Source organism: Streptomyces sp. NPDC012508 (genome assembly GCF_042902595.1).
Lineage (GTDB): Bacteria > Actinomycetota > Actinomycetes > Streptomycetales > Streptomycetaceae > Streptomyces.
Window position 1 is genome coordinate 427,622 of the sequence record NZ_JBIBEO010000006.1, and the last position, 17,611, is coordinate 445,232.

Genomic DNA, 17,611 nt, shown 5'->3' on the forward strand with positions numbered 1-17,611 from the left:
CCCGATTACTTGATCATGTAGATCGTGGCGAAGAGGCCGATCCAGACGACATCGACGAAGTGCCAGTAGTAGGACACGACGATGGCGGCGGTTGCCTGCTCGTGAGTGAACCTCTTGGCGGCGTACGTCCGGCCCAGGACCAGCAGGAAGGCGATGAGACCGCCCGTCACATGCAGGCCGTGGAAGCCGGTGGTCAGGTAGAACACCGAGCCGTACGGGTCCGACGAGAGCGAGAGCCCCTCGTGCTTGACCAGCTCGGTGTACTCGAAGACCTGGCCGCCGATGAAGATCGCACCCATCACGAACGTGATGATGAACCACGTCCGGAGCTTCTTCACATCGCCCCGCTCGGCGGCGAAGACGCCGAGCTGGCAGGTGAGCGAGGAGAGCACCAGGATCGTGGTGTTGGTCGCCGAGAACGGGAAGTTCAAGGCGTCGGCCTTTTCCGTCCAGAACTCGGGACCGGTCACCGATCGCAGGGTGAAGTACATCGCGAAGAGGGCCGCGAAGAACATCAGCTCGGAACTCAGCCAGATGATGGTTCCGACGCTGGTGAGGTTCGGTCGATTGACCGACGGGTGCGCGTGCCCGGTTTCTACTGTCGTTACTGTCGCCACGACCGACATTATGTCGGTCGCTTATCCCGCCCTCACTCCGGGGGGTGCCGTTCGGAGTGTCAGGGGCCTCTGTCCAGCCCGAACGGCCCATCGAAGTGGCCTCCCAACCGGTGTCGTACCGGTGTTGACGGGGTGTGGGACGGAGTAGCATCCCGCGCATCGGTTGATGACCTTCACGGAGGAACGATGCAGTCGAGCGCCACAGTCCTGGTCTACAGCGACGACGCGAACACGCGGGAACAGGTGCGGCTGGCTGCGGGTCGCAGGCCCGCGGCCGACGTTCCGCCGGTCGAGTTCATCGAATGCGCGACACTCCCGGCCGTGCTCAAGCGGCTGGAGGAGGGCGGCATCGACGCCTGCGTCCTGGACGGCGAGGCGGTCCCTGCGGGTGGCATGGGCGTCTGCCGGCAGATCAAGGACGAGGTCTTCCGCTGCCCGCCGGTGCTGCTCCTGATCGGCCGCCCGCAGGACGCGTGGCTGGCCACCTGGAGCCGCGCGGACGCCGCGGTCACCCTTCCGGTGGAACCGGTCGAGTTCGCGGCGTCCCTGTCCGCCCTCCTCCGTTCACGTCTCTCCATCGACGCCTGACGGTCAGATCGACGGCTGCAGGCGGCTCGGGGCCGGCTCGTGCGCGGCGCTCTTGGTGTCGGCCACCAGGGCGCTGCCCTCGCGCCACTTGTCCCAGGGCAGGTTCCAGTCGCCGAAGCCGTTCCCGAACGGGTCCATCATGTCGCCGATGCTGTTGACGGTCTGCACGATGTCGCCCGGACGGACGGTCTCGAAGAACCAGGCCGCGTTGCCCGTCGACATGCCGACACAGCCGTGGCTGACGTTCGCGAACCCCTGCGAGCCCACGGACCAGGGCGCGGCGTGGACGTACTCGCCGCTCCAGGTGACCCGGGTCGCGTAGTAGACGGGCAGGTCGTACGACTCCGAGCTGCCTTCCGCGATGCCGACGCTGGTGCCCCGCATCCGGACGTAGTACTCCTTGCCGAGCACGACCTTGATGCCGTTTCGGGTGGAGAAGCCCGGTTTACCGGTGGTCACCGGGATGGTCTTGATCACTTCTCCGTTGCGCCGCACGGTCATGGAGTACGAGCCCGCGTCCGCGACGGCCTCGATCCGGTCGCCGATCGTCAGCTTCAGCGGCTTGGAGTCCCCGCCGTACACCTTGTCGCCGACCTTGACGCCGGCGAGGTTGGCGGTGGCCGTGACGGCCGCGCCGGCGGGCCAGTACTCCTTCGGACGGAAGTGCAGTTTCCGGTCGTCCACCCAGTGCCAGGAGCCGACGACGGCCGGGGTGGAGCGCACCTTCAGGGCCCGTTCGACGACCTTGCGGGCCGCCAGGTCCTTGACGGGGAGGCTGAGCTCGGCCGTGATGGGCTGTCCGACGCCGTACGTGCCCGCCTCCGGGCCGAACGCGACGGTCAGGGCCCGCTTGGCCGGGGCCGTCTCGAAGGTGAACGTACGGGTACCAGGAGCTCCGTCCTCGTCCTCCGTGGACACCTTGACGGTGTAGCGGGCGCCGGCCGTCAGTGAGCCCGTGGAGCGCCAGAGAAGGCCGTCCGCGGTGAGTTCGCCGGCCAGGTGGTGCCCGCCGCCGTCGACGGCCGTCACGTCCGTGATGCGGCCGTCCGCGCCCTTGGCCTTGATCTCCAGCGCCTTGTCCGGGTCGGCCTTCTTGCCGTCCTCCGGGGCGCTGAAGGAGACCTGCTCCGCGGCGTCGTAGGGCTTGGTGGACAGCGGGTTGCCGTCGGTGCCCGCGCAGGCACCGGCGCCGACGGTGACCATGAGGGCCATAAGGGTGCAGCTCAGAACAGTCCGAATGCGCGGCGTGTCGTTCATGACATCACCGTAAGAACAATCCTCGCGGCCAGCGCGCCGAGTACTGCAAACGAGGGGCCCGGACACTTCGGGTGACGAAGTGTCCGGGCCCCTCGGGGTGTTGCGTGGTACCGCTACGGGCTACTGGTTCTGGTTCTCACCGCGGTAGAACTCGAACACCCAGCCGAACAGGCCGACCAGGATCAGCGGAGCCGAGAAGTACAGGATCCACCAGCCCATCGCGACGGCGAGGAAGGCGAGCGCACCACCGATGGCGAGCGAGAGCGGCTGCCAGCTGTGGGGGGCGAAGAAGCCCACCTCGCCGGCCTCGTCCGCGACGTCCGCCTCCTTGTCGTCCTGCGCCATCGCGTCGACACGCCGGGCCGTGAAGGCCAGGTAGTAGCCGATCATGATGGCGAGGCCGAAGGCCAGGAAGAGCGCCGTGGTGCCGACCGGCTCCTTCGACCACACGCCATAGAGGATCGCCATGGCGAGGATGAAGACGCTCAGCCAGATGAACATCTTGCCCTGGATCTTCACTTGCCGGCCTCCTTGCTGCCGGTGAGGGCCTCGGCCTCGTGCGGCTTGTTCTCGAGCTGGTCGAGAGCGGCGATCTCAGGGTGGTGCAGGTCGAACGCCGGGGATTCTGAGCGGATCCGCGGCAGGGTGAGGAAGTTGTGCCGCGGGGGCGGGCAGGAGGTGGCCCACTCCAGCGAACGGCCGTAACCCCACGGGTCGTCGACCTCGATCTTCTTGCCGTACTTGGCGGTCTTCCAGACGTTGTACATGAACGGCAGGATCGACAGGCCGAGCAGGAACGAGGAGATCGTCGAGATCGTGTTCAGCGCGGTGAAGCCGTCGGCGTCCAGGTAGTCCGCGTACCGGCGCGGCATGCCCTCGGCACCCAGCCAGTGCTGGACCAGGAACGTGCCGTGGAAGCCGATGAAGAGCGTCCAGAAGGTGATCTTGCCGAGCCGCTCGTCCAGCATCTTGCCCGTGAACTTCGGCCACCAGAAGTGGAAGCCGGCGAACATCGCGAAGACCACGGTGCCGAAGACGACGTAGTGGAAGTGCGCGACGACGAAGTACGAGTCGGAGACGTGGAAGTCCATCGGCGGCGAGGCCAGGATGACGCCGGTCAGACCACCGAAGGTGAAGGTGACCAGGAAGCCGATCGTCCAGAGCATCGGTGTCTCGAAGGACAACGAGCCCTTCCACATCGTTCCGATCCAGTTGAAGAACTTCACACCGGTCGGTACGGCGATGAGGAACGTCATGAAGGAGAAGAACGGCAGGAGGACGCCGCCTGTGACGTACATGTGGTGGGCCCACACGGTCACGGAGAGACCGGCGATCGCGATGGTCGCGGCCACCAGACCGATGTAGCCGAACATCGGCTTGCGGCTGAAGACCGGGATCACTTCGGAGACGATGCCGAAGAACGGCAGCGCGATGATGTACACCTCTGGGTGGCCGAAGAACCAGAAGAGGTGTTGCCACAGCAGCGCGCCACCGTTGGACGCGTCGAAGATGTGCGAGCCGAACTTGCGGTCGGCCTCCAGCGCGAAGAGCGCGGCGGCGAGGACCGGGAAGGCGAGCAGGACCAGCACACCGGTCAGCAGCACGTTCCAGGTGAAGATCGGCATGCGGAACATCGTCATGCCCGGAGCGCGCATGCAGATGATCGTGGTGATGAAGTTGACCGAGCCCAGGATCGTGCCGAAGCCGGAGAAGGCCAGGCCCATGATCCAGAGGTCGGCGCCGACACCCGGCGAACGGACGGCGTCCGACAGCGGGGAGTAGGCGAACCAGCCGAAGTCGGCGGCACCCTGCGGGGTGAGGAAGCCACCCACGGCGATGAGCGAGCCGAAGAGGTACAGCCAGTACGCGAACATGTTCAGCCGCGGGAACGCCACGTCGGGCGCGCCGATCTGCAGCGGCATGATCCAGTTCGCGAATCCGGCGAACAGCGGCGTCGCGAACATCAGCAGCATGACGGTGCCATGCATGGTGAACGCCTGGTTGAACTGCTCGTTCGACATGATCTGCGTGCCCGGACGGGCCAGCTCGGCGCGCATGAAGAGCGCCATCACGCCGCCGATGCAGAAGAAGACGAACGACGTCACGAGGTACATCGTGCCGATCGTCTTGTGGTCCGTGGTCGTCAGCCACTTCACCACGACGTTGCCGGGCTGCTTGCGGCGTACCGGGAGCTCGTTCTCGTACGAGTCCTCAGCCGCGGCCGCACCCTGGGGTTCGTTGAGGATGCTCACAGTTGGTTCTTCTCCGCATTCCTGGCCGGGTCCGTCTGCTCGATGCCGGACGGGATGTAGCCGGTCTGCCCCTTCTCCGCCAGCTCCTTCAGGTGCTGCTGGTAGCGCTCAGGAGAGACCACCTTGACGTTGAAGAGCATCCGGGAGTGGTCGACGCCGCACAGCTCGGCGCACTTTCCGAGGAAAGTGCCCTCCTGGTTCGGGGTCACCTCGAAGACGTTGGTGTGACCCGGGATGACGTCCTGCTTGAACAGGAAGGGGACCACCCAGAAGGAGTGGATGACGTCACGGGAGGTCAGGACGAACCGGACCTTCTCGCCCTTCGGCAGCCACAGGGTCGGGCCCGGGTTGCCGGTCTGCGGGTTCCGGTCACCGGGGATACCGGCGTCGTAGACACCGCCGGCGTTCGCCGGGAACTGGTCCTGGTACTTGTCCGGAATGGCGTCGAGGTTCGGGGCCGTCTGTGCGTCACCCGTCACCCCGGGCACGTTCTCGATGTAGTTGAAGCCCCAGCTCCACTGGTAGCCGACCACGTTGATCGTGTGGGCCGGCTTGGCGGAGAGCGACAGGAGCTTCGACTCGTCGCGCGCGGTGAAGTAGAAGAGCACCGACACGATGATGAGCGGGGTGACCGTGTACAGCGCCTCGATGGGCATGTTGTACCGCGTCTGCGGAGGAACCTCGACCTTGGTGCGGCTGCGCCGGTGGAACATGACGGACCACAGGATCAGCCCCCACACCAGCACGCCCGTGACGAGCGCAGCGGCCCACGAACCCTGCCAGAGGGAGAGGATCGTGGGAGCCTCTTCCGTGACGGGGGTGGGCATACCAAGGCGGGGGAAGTCTTCCCAGTTGTACGAGCAGCCGGTGGCTGTCGCCAGGATCAGGCCCGCAGTCAGCACCTGCGGCAGCTTCCGCCGCATCGGGCGCCGAGACGTGGGGGTACCACCCGCGCCTTGGCTGCGGGGGAGGTCGGAGCCGTTGGGACTCACGTAGCGCCTTCCCGAGAGTCTCGGCCCGCGCTGGTCGGCTACGGCCGCCTCGCTGGTCGGTCGCCGCCCCGGCCGCGGGCAGGGGTTTGGATGTTTATGCGGACCAAACCCTACTGGACGCTATTTGGGGTCGCGCGGGGAGGGTGCCCAACGCGCCGTCCGACTCCCCGAAGGGGTGGACTCCTGGCCTCCGCGAGGGGGCCGCGACCCCCCGGACGTGCGGCGATCGACGGTCCGGGCGGGGCATCTGACGGGGGATTACGGATCGCGGGCTAGCGTATTCGAGTGCCCTACTTCGACGCCGCCTCCTCCGCCCCGCTCCACCCCGTCGCCCGCCAGGCGCTGCTTGCCTCCCTGGACGAGGGCTGGGCCGACCCGGCCCGGCTCTACCGGGAGGGGCGGCGGGCCAGGATGCTGCTCGACGCGGCGCGGGAGGCCGCCGCTGAGGCGGTGGGCTGCCGGCCCGACGAGCTGGTGTTCACTCCTTCGGGGACACGGGCGGTCCATTCCGGAATTTCCGGCGCGCTCGCGGGGCGTCGGCGTGTCGGGACCCGGCTGGTGGTCTCGGCGGTCGAGCACTCCTCCGTCCTGCACGCGGCCGAGACGCACGCGGCGGCGGGCGGGTCGCTGACGGAGGTGCCGGTGGGCCGGTCGGGGGCGGTGGAGGCCGCGGCCTTCGCGGCGGCCCTGGAGCCGGGGACGGCGCTGGCCTGTCTGCAGTCCGCCAACCACGAGGTGGGGACGGCGCAGCCGGTCGCGGAGGTCGCGGAGGCCTGCGGGGCGGCGGGGGTGCCCCTGCTCGTGGACGCGGCGCAGTCGCTGGGCTGGGGGCCGGTGGAGGGGGCCTGGTCGCTGCTCGCGGCGAGTGCGCACAAATGGGGCGGTCCGGCGGGCGTGGGCCTGCTGGCGGTCCGTAAGGGTGTCCGCTTCTCGCCCCAAGGCCCGGCGGACGAACGGGAGTCGGGGCGGGCGGCCGGTTTCGAGAACCTGCCGGCGATCGTGGCGGCGGCGGCGTCGCTGCGGGCGGTACGGGCGGAGGCGGAGGCCGAAGGGGCGCGGCTACGGGGTCTGGTGGACCGGATCCGGGCACGGGTTCCGGAGCTGGTGCCGGATGTGGAGGTGGTGGGCGACCCGGTGCGCCGGCTCCCCCATCTCGTCACCTTCTCCTGTCTCTATGTCGACGGTGAGACGTTGCTGCACGAGCTGGACCGGGAGGGTTTCTCCGTTTCGTCCGGTTCGTCGTGTACGAGCTCGACGCTGACGCCCAGCCATGTGCTGCGCGCGATGGGGGTACTGAGCGAGGGCAACGTCCGGGTGTCTCTGCCCACGGGCACCTCGGAGGAGGACGTGGACCGCTTCCTGGCGGTGCTGCCGGGGGTGGTCGCGCAGGTACGGGAGCGGCTCGGCGCGCCGGAGGCGACGACGGAGCCGGGCGTCTCGGGGTCGCTCGTGGTCGACGCCCTGGGCAAGCGCTGCCCGATCCCGGTGATCGAGCTGGCGAAGGTGATCGGCGACGTGCCGGTGGGGGGCACGGTCACGGTCCTCGCGGACGACGAGGCGGCCCGCCTGGACATCCCGGCCTGGTGCGAGATGCGCGGCCAGGAGTACGTGGGCGAGGAGCCGTCCCCGAGGGGCGGGTCGGCGTACGTGGTGCGCCGGGTGGCCTAGGCGGTGCGCGAGGAGACGTGGCGTCCGCGCAGGGGCTCCGCGCCGGGTGGGGCACAGGGGCTCCGCGCCGGGTGGGGCACAGGGGCTCCGCGCCGGGTGGCACAGGGGCTCCGCCGTGGGCGGAGCCCCTGGCGGGTCAGCTCAGGTGCGTCTGGACCTCGGCCGCGGCCTCGTCGCCGTACGCCTTGGTGAAGCGCTCCATGAAGTTCGCCCGGCGCAGCGTGTACTCCTGGGTGCCCAGGGTCTCGATCACCAGCGTGGCGAGCATGCAGCCGACCTGAGCCGCGCGCTCCAGGCTGACGCCCCAGGACAGGCCCGTGAGGAAGCCGGCGCGGAAGGCGTCGCCGACGCCGGTCGGGTCGACCTTGGCCTCCTCCTCCGCGCAGCCGACCTCGACGGTCTCCCCGCCCTTGCTCTCGATGCGCACACCGCGCGAGCCGAGCGTGGTGACCCGGTGGCCGACCCGGCCGAGGATCTCCTCGTCGGACCAGCCGGTCTTGGACTCGATGAGTCCCTTCTCGTACTCGTTGGAGAAGAGGTAGGTGGCGCCGTCCAGGAGCGTGCGGATCTCGTGGCCGTCCATCCGCGCGATCTGCTGGGAGAAGTCCGCGGCGAAGGGGATGCCCCGGGTCTTGCACTCCTCGGTGTGGCGCAGCATCGCCTCGGGGTCGTCGGCGCCGATCAGGACGAGGTCGAGGCCGCCCACGCGGTCCGCGACGGCCTTCAGCTCGATCTGCCGGGCCTCGCTCATCGCACCCGTGTAGAAGGAGCCGATCTGGTTGTGGTCCTTGTCCGTGGTGCAGACGAAGCGGGCGGTGTGCAGGACCTCGGAGATCCGCACCGATCCGGTGTCGACGCCGTGGCGGTCGAGCCAGGCGCGGTACTCGTCGAAGTCGTAACCGGCCGCACCCACGAGGATCGGGTTGCCGCCGAGCTGGCCCATGCCGAAGCAGATGTTCGGGCCCACGCCTCCCCGACGGATGTCGAGGTTGTCGACGAGGAAGGAGAGGGAGACCGTGTGCAGCTGGTCCGCGACGAGCTGGTCTGCGAACCGGCCGGGGAAGGTCATGAGGTGGTCGGTGGCGATGGAGCCGGTGACTGCGATACGCACGGCTGGGCGCTCCTGCGGGACGGAAAGGGGTTGACAGTTCACGCTACCGGCTGGGGGCCGCCCTGCCGAACAGTGGAAACTACCCCAGAGTAGGCCTTTTCCCCGAAGCCATGGCGTGCGTACGGTGCGCTTATGTCCACGTACCCCGCTCGTCGTGAGCGTCAGGAGTCCGAGTTCAGCCTGGCCCAGCTGTGCGGCGACAGTGCGCGGATGGCCCCCCACTGGGTGCTGCCCGCGGTCGCCACGCCCGCCAGGGTCTCCCCCGCGCGGATCCACGGTGTCGTCGTTCCGCCCGCGTCGGCTCGGCTGATCGCCGCGACGTCCGACTACGGCGCCTGAGCGATCCGGCACCTGAGCGACGGAACCACCCGCTCGCCCGTTCCGTCCCACTGATGTCGTCCGGGGGATGTCTTCCGGAGGATGCTTCCCGGGGAGACGCCTTCCGGGGTCAGGGACGAAGGAGCGATGCGGTGAGCGGTACGGAGAACCGGCGGATGCGGCACCGGCCGCTGCTCGTGGCCTCGGTGGCGACGGGCGTCCTGCTGGCCGGGGGCGGCGGGGTGTATCTGGCGACCGCGGCGTCCGACGCGGGTGACGCCCGCCCCGCGGGTGCGGCCGCTCCCCCGCCGCTGCGCCTCGACGCGAAGGGCGGCGCGGACGGCACGGGCGGTACCGACGGCGGGTCCGGGATCGCGCCCGGCGAGCCCGACCCCAATGGCGGCGGGGCCGTCTACCGGGCCGAGGGCCCCCTCCCCGACGGGCCCTCCTCGGCCGCCGTCCACCGGCCCGAGGGCCGCGTCACCTCGGCGGAGGTCACCCGACTGGCCCAGGCCCTCGGCATCCCGGGCGCGCCGCGCCTGGAGGGCGAGGTCTGGAAGATCGCGCCGGAGAAGGACGGCTCGGGGCTGCGGCTCGACGTGTCGGCCGAGGCCCCGGGCAGCTGGACGTTCTCGCGGTACGACGGGGGTCCGGCGGGCGACACCTGCCTCAAGGGCAAGGCATGTCCGCCGCCGGGCGAGGTGAAGCCCCCGAGCGGCGGGCCGGTAAGCGAGGCGGCGGCGAGGGCGGCGGCCACTCCCGTACTGAAGGCGATCGGCCAGGAGGACGCGAAGCTGGACGCGGGCCAGCTGATGGGGGCGGTACGGGTCGTCAACGCCGATCCGGTGGTGGGCGGGCTGCCGACGTACGGCTGGTCGACCGGCATCCATGTCGGTCCGGGCGGTGAACTGGTCGCGGGCACCGGGCAGTTGAAGGAGCCGGCGAAGGGTGCCGAGTACCCCCTGATCGATGCCGAGAAGGCTCTTGAGGAGCTGAACAAGGCGTCGTCCGGTCCCGGCTCGATCGGGATCGGCGGCTGCGCGACCGATCCGCCGGCCGGGGAGGCCCCGACGGTGACCTGCGAGCCGGACGGCAAGCCGAAGGAGCTGGCGGTCACGGGCGCGGTCCTCGGGCTCGCGTCGCAGTTCGTGGACGGTGAGCGGGCTCTCGTACCGTCCTGGCTCTTCCAGGTGGAGGCGGAGGCCGGGGCGAAGCCCCACACGGTCGTACGGACGGCGGTGGCGCCGGAGCACCTGGCACCCCCGGCGAAGCCCAGTCCGACGCCGCCCCCGGCGCGGGATCCGGGCGAGGGCACGGCGCCCGAGCGGCAGCTCACGTCGTACCGGGTCGACGGCGCCGGCACGAAGCTGTCGGTCACCTTCTGGGGCGGGGTGTGCAGCGAGTACACGGCGACGGCCGGGGAGAGCGCCGACAAGGTCACCGTGCGGGTGACGGAGAAGCCGATGGAGCCGGGCAGGGCGTGCATCGCCATGGCGGTCGAGGTGACCCGGACGGTGACGCTCGAGCAGCCGCTGGGCGGCCGGACGGTCGTGGACGCGCCGAGCGGGGAGCCCGTCCCGCGTAAGTGAGGCAGGCGGACGACGGCATACGTACGAAGGCGGCCGCCCCGGGATTCCGGGGCGGCCGCCTTCGTACGTACGGCTGACGACTTAGCTGAACGAGTCGCCGCAGGCGCAGGAGCCCGTGGCGTTCGGGTTGTCGATCGTGAAGCCCTGCTTCTCGATGGTGTCGACGAAGTCGATGGAGGCGCCGCCCAGGTACGGGGCGCTCATCCGGTCGGTGACGACCTTGACGCCGTCGAAGTCCTTGACGACGTCGCCGTCGAGCGAACGCTCGTCGAAGAAGAGCTGGTAGCGCAGGCCGGAGCAGCCGCCGGGCTGTACGGCGACGCGCAGCGCCAGGTCGTCGCGGCCTTCCTGGTCGAGCAGGGCCTTGACCTTGGCCGCGGCGGCGTCAGACAGGAGGATGCCGTCGCTGACAGTGGTCTTCTCGTCCGATACGGACATCTGCTTCTCTCCCGGGTTGTACGGAGACTGCTTGCCGACGGGTGCAACCGGCGGGGCCCCGGATTCATTCCGGGCGAGGCTCGGCTCTCACGTCTTGTCCCCTTCATGCTCGCACACCCGCTCGCGGACCGGAGAACGGCAAGATCCGATTCGGGCACCGCGAATTCGTCACATCGACACTATGGACATCGTCAAACTGACGTGAAGCGGTTATGATAGATAGCGTCATTTAGACGAAAAGGTCTTCCGCAGAAAGAAAGGGTGCGTGACGTGACCACCGCCCAGCCCCTGGACGTCCAGCCGACGCCGCTCGCCCTCCTGCTGCTCGGCCGCGAGGCCGACCCCAAGAGCGAGCGCGGAGTGGAGTGTCCCGGCGACCTTCCGTCGCCCTCCGACCCCGACCTGGTGGCGCGCGCCCGCGCGGCCAAGGAGAAGCTCGGGGACAAGGTCTTCGTGCTCGGCCACCACTACCAGCGCGACGAGGTCATCCAGTTCGCCGACGTCACGGGCGACTCCTTCAAGCTCGCCCGCGACGCGGCCGCGCGCCCGGAGGCCGAGTACATCGTCTTCTGCGGTGTGCACTTCATGGCCGAATCGGCCGACATCCTCACCACCGACGACCAGAAGGTCGTGCTGCCGGACCTCGCGGCCGGCTGCTCGATGGCCGACATGGCCACCGCCGAGCAGGTCGCCGAGTGCTGGGACGTGCTGACCGAGGCCGGGGTGGCCGAGCAGGTCGTCCCCGTCTCGTACATGAACTCCTCGGCCGACATCAAGGCCTTCACGGGCAAGCACGGGGGCACGATCTGCACCTCGTCCAACGCCAAGCGAGCCCTCGACTGGGCCTTCGAGCAGGGCGAGAAGGTCCTGTTCCTGCCCGACCAGCACCTCGGCCGGAACACGGCGGTGCGGGACATGGGCATGTCACTGGACGACTGCGTCCTGTACAACCCGCACAAGCCGAACGGCGGCCTGACCGTCGAGGAGCTGCGGAACGCCAAGATGATCCTGTGGCGGGGCCACTGCTCGGTGCACGGCCGGTTCTCGCTGGACTCGGTCAACGACGTGCGCGAGCGGATCCCGGGCGTGAACGTGCTGGTGCACCCGGAGTGCAAGCACGAGGTCGTCGCCGCCGCCGACTACGTCGGCTCGACGGAGTACATCATCAAGACGCTCGAGGCGGCCCCGGCCGGCTCGAAGTGGGCGATCGGCACGGAGCTGAACCTGGTCCGCCGCGTCGCCAACGCGCACCCGGACAAGGAGGTCGTCTTCCTCGACAAGACGGTCTGCTTCTGCTCGACGATGAACCGGATCGACCTGCCGCACCTGGTGTGGGCGCTGGAGTCCCTCGCGGAGGGCAACCTGGTGAACCGGATCCAGGTCGACAAGGAGACGGAGAGCTTCGCGAAGCTGGCACTGGAGCGGATGCTCGCCCTGCCGTAACGCTTCTTCCTCGACCCGTACGCCGGAGGCCCGGCTCGGCACCTTGGGTGCCGGGCCGGGCCTCCGGTCGTCGTGGCCTCGCCCGTCAGACGTCGAGCGCGTCCAGGAACGTCGCGTCCGCGGGGCTCGTGTCCGGCTGCTCCGGGTTGTCCCGGGAGCCGCCGTCCTTCTTCGCCTTCTTCGCCGCCTTCTTCTTCGCGCGGCGCTCCTTGCGGAGCTCCACCATCGCGTAGAGCGTCGGGACCAGCAGCAGCGTCAGCAGCGTCGAGGTGATCAGACCGCCGATCACCACCACCGCCAGCGGCTGGGCGATGAAGCCGCCCTCGCCGGTGATACCGAGCGCCATCGGAAGCAGCGCGAAGATCGTCGCCAGAGCCGTCATCAGGATCGGGCGGAGCCGGTGGCGGCCACCCTCGACGACCGCCTCGACGACACCGAGGCCCTGCGCCCTGTACTGGTTGATCAGGTCGATCAGGACGATCGCGTTGGTGACCACGATGCCGATCAGCATCAGCATGCCGATCATCGCCGGGACACCCATCGCCGTGCCCGTGAGCACGAGCAGACCGATCGCGCCGGTCGCCGCGAACGGGATCGACACCAGCAGGATCAGCGGCTGGATCAGCGACTTGAAGGTCGCGACCAGGAGCATGAAGACGATCGCGATCGCCGCGAGCATCGCCAGGCCGAGGTTGACGAACGCCTCGGACTGGTCCTCGGAGACACCGCCGATGGACGCGGTCGCGCCCTTCGGGAGGTCGAGCGCGGCGATCTTCGACTGGAGCTCGGTGCTCACCGCGCCCGTGTTGTCACCGGTCGGCTTGGCCGTGATCGTCGCGGCCCGCGAGCCGTCGATCCGGGTCATCGAGACCGGGCCCGGGACCAGCTTCACCTCGGCGATGTCGCCGAGCTTGACCGGTCCGAGCGGCAGCGCCTTCAGGCTCGCCATCGTGGTGGCCGGCTTCGCCGAGGTCAGGACGATGTCCCGCTCGGTGTCGTCGAGGATCGCCTTGCCCGCCGGGGTGCCCCGGACCGCCTGCGCGACGGCCATACCGAGCGTGGTGTCGTCGAAGCCGAGGTCCGCCGCCTTCGCGTTGGCCTTGACGGAGATCCGGGGCACGGACTGCGACAGGTCGCTCTGGACGTCGGTGACGTCGTCGAGCGTGGCCACCTCGGCCTTGACCGCCTCGGATGCCTTCTTCAGGGTGTCCGCGTCGGAGGCCTTGACCACGACGCTCAGGTCCTGGCTGCCGAAGCCGTCGCCCGCCGCGATCGTCGTGTCGCCGATGCCGTCGAGCGCGCCGAGGGCCGTGTCGATGGCGTCGCGGGTCTTCTCGTACGACGCCGAGTCCTCCAGCGTCACCTGGTACGAGGCCTGGTTGGCGCCCGTGCCGCCGCCGAAGGCCGCCATGAAGCCCGAGGAACCGACCGTGACCTGGTAGTTCTTCACACCGTCGGTGGAGGCGAGGACCTTCTCGACCTTCTTCGCGGCCTCGTCGGCCGCCGCCAGGCTGGTGCCGGGAGCCAGCTCCTGCTTGATGCTCATGACCTCCTGCTCGCCCTGGTCGAAGAAGTTCGTCTTCAGGAGCGGAGCCATGCCGAAGGTGCCGACCAGGACGACGATCGCGATCGCCACGCTGGTGAGGCGGCGCCGGGTCGCGAACCGCAGGACCGGGACGTACAGGCGCTGGAGCCGGCTCCTGCTCTCCTTCTCCTCCGCGAGGCGCCGGGCCTCGTCCGGGTCCTCCGACGTGCCCTTGGGGGCGCGCAGGAACCAGAACGAGAGCACCGGGACGACGGTGAGCGAGACGAGGAGCGAGGCGAGCAGGGCCGCGGTGACCGTCAGGCTGAACGATCCGAACAGCTCGCCGACCATGCCGCCGACCAGACCGATCGGCAGGAAGACCGCGACGGTGGTGAGCGTGGAGGAGGTCACGGCGCCCGCGACCTCGCGTACGGCGGTGAGGATCGCGGCCTGGCGCTCCTCGCCGTAGCCGAGGTGCCGCTTGATGTTCTCCAGGACCACGATCGAGTCGTCGACGACCCGGCCGATGGCGATGGTGAGGGCGCCCAGCGTCAGCATGTTGAGCGAGAGGTCCCGGGTCCACAGCACGATCAGGGCCAGGACGACCGAGAGCGGGATGGAGACCGCGGTGACCAGGGTGGAGCGGATCGAGGCGAGGAAGACCAGGATCACCAGGACGGCCATGACGAGGCCGAGCGCGCCCTCCGTGGTCAGACCGGAGATCGACTTGGAGACCGCGGGACCCTGGTCGGAGACGACGGTGAGCTCGGCGCCCGAACCGAGGTCCTCGCGCAGGTCGGGCAGCTTGTCCTTGACCGCGTCGGAGATGGCGACGGCGCTGCCGTCGTTGTCCATGGTGGCCATCACCGCGAGGCTGGGCTTGCCGTCGGTACGGGTGATGGAGACCCGCGAGGACTCCTCCTGCCGCACCGAGGCCACGTCGGCGAGACGGACGGCCTCGCCCTTCTCGGGCTTGATGCGCAGGTCCTGGAGCTGCTGGAGCGAGGTGAAGCCGCCGCCGACCTGGACCGTGCGGCTCTTGCCGTCCTCGGAGAACGCGCCGGCGGGCACCGTGCCGCCACCCGACCGGATGGCCTCGGCGAGCTTCATGGTGGTGAGGCCGGCCGCGGCGAGCTTCCTGTCGTCCGGGGTGACGGAGACCTGGAGGTCCTGGACGCCGTCGATGGAGACCTGGCCGACACCGTCGATGTCCTCGAGCGCCGGAACGACCGTGCGCTCCAGCTGGTCGGCGAGCGCCTGCTGGTCCTTGTCCGAGGTGACGGCGAGGACGACGGTCGGGATGTCGTCGGTGGAACCGGCGACGACCTGCGGGTCGACACCCTCCGGAAGCGCGACGCGCGCCCGGTTCACGGCCTGCTGGACGTCGGCGACGAGCTGCTTGGTGCCCTCGTCGCCGTAGTCGAAGGTGGCCATGATGAGGGCGTTGCCCTCGGAGGCGGTGGAGGTCACGCCCTTGATGCCGTCGACGGCCTTGATCGTGTTCTCGAGCGGCTCGACGACCTGCTTCTCGACCACGTCGGGGGACGCGCCCTGGTAGGGGGCGAGGACCGAGACCATCGGGAGCTCGATCGAGGGCAGCAGTTGCTGCTTCAGCTGCGGGATGGCTATCGCCCCGAAGACGATGGCCACGATGGACATCAGCCCGATCAGGGCCCGTTGCGCGAGGCTGAATCTGGACAGCCAGGACATGGGGTCTCTCTTCTGTGGCGTGCTCGGCAGGCGGGCGGTGATGGGTGCCCGCCTACACGATCAGCCATGGGAAGCGACGGATCCTCGGCCCCGGGGTCCAAATCCTTATCCGGCGCATACCGCGTCTGGAGTACGCCGGACTACTCCCTCACTCCACCCTTGGACGTACCAGCCCCGACTCGTACGCCGTGACCACCAGCTGGGCCCGGTCCCGCGCGCCGAGTTTCGCCATGGCCCGGTTCACATGCGTCTTCACCGTGAGGGGGCTGACCTCCAGGCGTTCGGCGATCTCGTCGTTGGAGTGGCCGCCGGCGACGAGGACGAGGACCTCGCGTTCGCGGGTGGTGAGGGCGGCCAGACGCTCGGAGTACGACGGCGAGTCCGGGTCGTCGTCGGTTCCCGAGCTGCCGCCCTGCGCCAGGAACTTGGCGATCAGGCCCTTGGTCGCGACGGGCGAGAGCAGGGCCTCTCCGGCGGCGGCGATACGGATGGCGTTCAGCAGTTCGTCCGGCTCCGCCCCCTTGCCGAGGAAGCCCGAGGCCCCGGCGCGGAGCGACTGCACGACGTACTCGTCCACCTCGAAGGTGGTCAGCATGACGATCCGTACATCGGCCAGCTCCGGGTCCGCGGTGATGAGGCGGGTCGCGGCCAGCCCGTCCGTACCCGGCATCCGGATGTCCATCAGGACGACGTCGGCCCGGGTGGACCGGGCGAGCGCGACGGCCTCGGCCCCGTCCGCCGCCTCGGCGACGACCTCCATGTCCGGCTCGGAGTTCACGAGCACCTTGAAGGCGCTGCGGAGCAGCGCCTGGTCGTCGGCGAGCAGCACCCGGATGGTCATGTGTCCTCCCCCGTACGGGCCGTCACGGGCAGTATCGCCTGTACGCGGAAGCCTCCGCCGTAGCGGGGTGCCGCGGTCAGCGTGCCGCCGAGGGCGCTGACGCGCTCGCGCATGCCGATCAGCCCGTGGCCCCCCGTGCCGTCGTCGGGCGCCGCCTGCTGCGGTACGCCGTTGTCGAGGACGGTGATCTCGACGGTCCGGCCGACCCGTACGACGCTCACCTCCGCCTTGGCGCCCGGGCCCGCGTGCTTCTGCACATTGGTCAGCGCCTCCTGGATGATCCGGTACGCGGCGAGGTCCACGGCCGCCGGCAGCGCGGCGTCGTCGGTGGCGCGCGCCAGCTCGACCGGGAGGCCGGCGTGGCGGAAGGTCGCGAGGAGCTCGTCGAGGACGGTGAGGCCGGGGGCCGGTTCGGTGGGCGCCTCCGGGTCGCCGGACTGGCGGAGCAGCCCGACGGTGGCACGCAGCTCGTTGAGGGCGGAGCGGCTGGCGTTACGGACGTGGGCCAGGGCCTCCTTGGCCTGGTCGGGCCGCTTGTCCATGACGTGGGCGGCGACTCCGGCCTGGACGTTGACCAGCGCGATGTGGTGGGCGACGACGTCGTGCAGGTCGCGGGCGATCCGCAGGCGTTCCTCGGCGACCCGGCGCCGGGCCTCCTCGTCCCGGGTCCGCTCGGCGCGCTCGGCCCGTTCCCGTATGGCGTCGACGAAGGCGCGGCGGCTGCGGACGGCGTCACCCGCGGCCGCGGCCATGCCGGTCCAGGCGAAGATCCCGAGGTTCTCCTGCGCGTACCAGGGGGTGGGTCCGAACAGCATCGCCCCGCAGGTCAGCACGGCCATCGTGACGAGGCCGACGCGCCAGGTGGTGGGGCGGTCGGTGCGGGCGGCGACGGTGTAGAGCGCGATGACGGCGCTCATCGTGACAGGGGCCGGACTGTTGTCGGTGATCAGCTCGGCGAGGGTGACACCGCCGGTGAAGGCCAGGACGGCGAGGGGGTCGCGGCGCCGCAGGACGAGGGCGGCGGCGCCGAGGACCATGAGGAGCACGCTGCTCACGTCGGGGGTGCGGTCGCCGAACGTGGGACCGTTGCGGCTGCCGTGGGGGTCGGCGAAGGAGGCCGTGATCATGCAGGCGAGCACGGCGAACGCGAGGGCCCCGTCGCAGGCGAGGGGGTGCGCCCGCAGCCACTGCCGGCCCCGCTGGAAGCCGCTGTCGAGGGAGGTCACGACAGGCAACGGTACGGGGTGGGACGCGCGGATGCC

General features: G+C 69.8%; 15 protein-coding genes. 5 read left to right on the forward strand and 10 right to left on the reverse strand.

Translation table 11 applies throughout. The features are described 5' to 3' along the window. Window positions 1–5: 5 nt before the first annotated feature. A complete protein-coding gene (locus tag ACFY8U_RS22630; protein WP_352189322.1) occupies window positions 6–626 on the reverse strand; it encodes a heme-copper oxidase subunit III in 621 nt (206 codons plus the stop codon). Window positions 627–803: 177 nt separating this feature from the next. Between ACFY8U_RS22630 and ACFY8U_RS22635 the strand changes: the two genes are divergently transcribed. Further along, window positions 804–1,205 carry a hypothetical protein gene (locus ACFY8U_RS22635; RefSeq protein WP_389572855.1) on the forward strand — a complete coding sequence of 134 codons (402 nt, stop codon included), beginning with the start codon at window positions 804–806 and terminating at the stop codon, window positions 1,203–1,205. 3 nt (window positions 1,206–1,208) lie between these two features. Here the strand turns inward: ACFY8U_RS22635 and ACFY8U_RS22640 are convergent, their stop codons facing one another. The 4 genes from ACFY8U_RS22640 to coxB form a co-directional block, all read right to left on the reverse strand. Continuing rightward, a complete protein-coding gene (locus ACFY8U_RS22640) occupies window positions 1,209–2,462 on the reverse strand; it encodes an Ig-like domain-containing protein (RefSeq protein ID WP_389572857.1) in 1,254 nt (417 codons plus the stop codon). A 120-nt stretch (window positions 2,463–2,582) separates the two neighbouring features. Continuing rightward, window positions 2,583–2,981 carry a cytochrome c oxidase subunit 4 gene (locus tag ACFY8U_RS22645; RefSeq protein WP_352189325.1) on the reverse strand — a complete coding sequence of 133 codons (399 nt, stop codon included), beginning with the start codon at window positions 2,979–2,981 and terminating at the stop codon, window positions 2,583–2,585. Continuing rightward, entirely contained in the window at window positions 2,978–4,714 is a 1,737-nt protein-coding gene (gene ctaD / locus ACFY8U_RS22650) for a cytochrome c oxidase subunit I (RefSeq protein ID WP_361433192.1), read from the reverse strand. Before ctaD ends, ACFY8U_RS22645 begins: the two co-directional genes overlap by 4 nt. Next, window positions 4,711–5,706 (reverse strand): cytochrome c oxidase subunit II, encoded by a 996-nt coding sequence (coxB, locus tag ACFY8U_RS22655; protein WP_389572861.1) that lies wholly within the window; start codon window positions 5,704–5,706, stop codon window positions 4,711–4,713. The genes ctaD and coxB overlap by 4 nt, the downstream gene beginning before the upstream one ends. Window positions 5,707–5,991: 285 nt before the next feature. Here coxB and ACFY8U_RS22660 point away from each other — a divergent pair, with 285 nt between their 5' ends. Further along, complete coding sequence (locus ACFY8U_RS22660) at window positions 5,992–7,374, forward strand: cysteine desulfurase/sulfurtransferase TusA family protein (RefSeq protein WP_389572864.1); 1,383 nt, start codon at window positions 5,992–5,994, stop codon at window positions 7,372–7,374. 136 nt (window positions 7,375–7,510) lie between these two features. On the opposite strand, the gene ACFY8U_RS22665 is transcribed toward ACFY8U_RS22660, so the two are convergent. Further along, window positions 7,511–8,485 (reverse strand): carbohydrate kinase family protein, encoded by a 975-nt coding sequence (locus ACFY8U_RS22665; protein ID WP_361433199.1) that lies wholly within the window; start codon window positions 8,483–8,485, stop codon window positions 7,511–7,513. A gap of 132 nt (window positions 8,486–8,617) precedes the next feature. On the opposite strand from ACFY8U_RS22665, the gene ACFY8U_RS22670 reads away from it, so the two are divergent. Beyond that, the gene (locus tag ACFY8U_RS22670) at window positions 8,618–8,824 is read left to right on the forward strand and encodes a hypothetical protein (protein WP_389572866.1); all 207 of its coding nucleotides are present in this window, start codon (window positions 8,618–8,620) and stop codon (window positions 8,822–8,824) included. Window positions 8,825–8,955: 131 nt separating this feature from the next. Continuing rightward, complete coding sequence (locus ACFY8U_RS22675; RefSeq protein ID WP_389572869.1) at window positions 8,956–10,392, forward strand: hypothetical protein; 1,437 nt, start codon at window positions 8,956–8,958, stop codon at window positions 10,390–10,392. Between the two features lie 81 nt (window positions 10,393–10,473). Here the strand turns inward: ACFY8U_RS22675 and ACFY8U_RS22680 are convergent, their stop codons facing one another. Then, window positions 10,474–10,830: an iron-sulfur cluster assembly accessory protein gene (locus ACFY8U_RS22680; RefSeq protein ID WP_018848827.1), complete on the reverse strand. Its 357-nt coding sequence runs from the start codon at window positions 10,828–10,830 to the stop codon at window positions 10,474–10,476. A gap of 261 nt (window positions 10,831–11,091) precedes the next feature. On the opposite strand from ACFY8U_RS22680, the gene nadA reads away from it, so the two are divergent. Next, window positions 11,092–12,273 carry a quinolinate synthase NadA gene (nadA, locus tag ACFY8U_RS22685; RefSeq protein WP_361433205.1) on the forward strand — a complete coding sequence of 394 codons (1,182 nt, stop codon included), beginning with the start codon at window positions 11,092–11,094 and terminating at the stop codon, window positions 12,271–12,273. Window positions 12,274–12,358: 85 nt separating this feature from the next. On the opposite strand, the gene ACFY8U_RS22690 is transcribed toward nadA, so the two are convergent. The 3 genes from ACFY8U_RS22690 to ACFY8U_RS22700 all read right to left on the reverse strand — a co-directional run bounded on the left by ACFY8U_RS22690 (window position 12,359) and on the right by ACFY8U_RS22700 (window position 17,575). Then, window positions 12,359–15,508 (reverse strand): efflux RND transporter permease subunit, encoded by a 3,150-nt coding sequence (locus ACFY8U_RS22690; RefSeq protein WP_389572872.1) that lies wholly within the window; start codon window positions 15,506–15,508, stop codon window positions 12,359–12,361. A gap of 148 nt (window positions 15,509–15,656) precedes the next feature. Continuing rightward, a complete protein-coding gene (locus tag ACFY8U_RS22695) occupies window positions 15,657–16,349 on the reverse strand; it encodes a response regulator (protein WP_389572875.1) in 693 nt (230 codons plus the stop codon). Then, entirely contained in the window at window positions 16,346–17,575 is a 1,230-nt protein-coding gene (locus tag ACFY8U_RS22700; RefSeq protein WP_389572877.1) for a sensor histidine kinase, read from the reverse strand. Before ACFY8U_RS22700 ends, ACFY8U_RS22695 begins: the two co-directional genes overlap by 4 nt. Window positions 17,576–17,611: the final 36 nt, after the last annotated feature.

Coding starts and splice junctions, on each gene's coding strand:
- ACFY8U_RS22670 (WP_389572866.1), top strand. CDS start 8,618: ATGTCCACGTACCCCGCTCGTCGTGAGCGTCAGGAGTCCGAGTTCAGC.
- ACFY8U_RS22690 (WP_389572872.1), bottom strand. CDS start 15,508: ATGTCCTGGCTGTCCAGATTCAGCCTCGCGCAACGGGCCCTGATCGGG.
- ACFY8U_RS22635 (WP_389572855.1), top strand. CDS start 804: ATGCAGTCGAGCGCCACAGTCCTGGTCTACAGCGACGACGCGAACACG.
- ACFY8U_RS22640 (WP_389572857.1), bottom strand. CDS start 2,462: ATGAACGACACGCCGCGCATTCGGACTGTTCTGAGCTGCACCCTTATG.
- ACFY8U_RS22630 (WP_352189322.1), bottom strand. CDS start 626: ATGTCGGTCGTGGCGACAGTAACGACAGTAGAAACCGGGCACGCGCAC.
- ACFY8U_RS22695 (WP_389572875.1), bottom strand. CDS start 16,349: ATGACCATCCGGGTGCTGCTCGCCGACGACCAGGCGCTGCTCCGCAGC.
- ACFY8U_RS22680 (WP_018848827.1), bottom strand. CDS start 10,830: ATGTCCGTATCGGACGAGAAGACCACTGTCAGCGACGGCATCCTCCTG.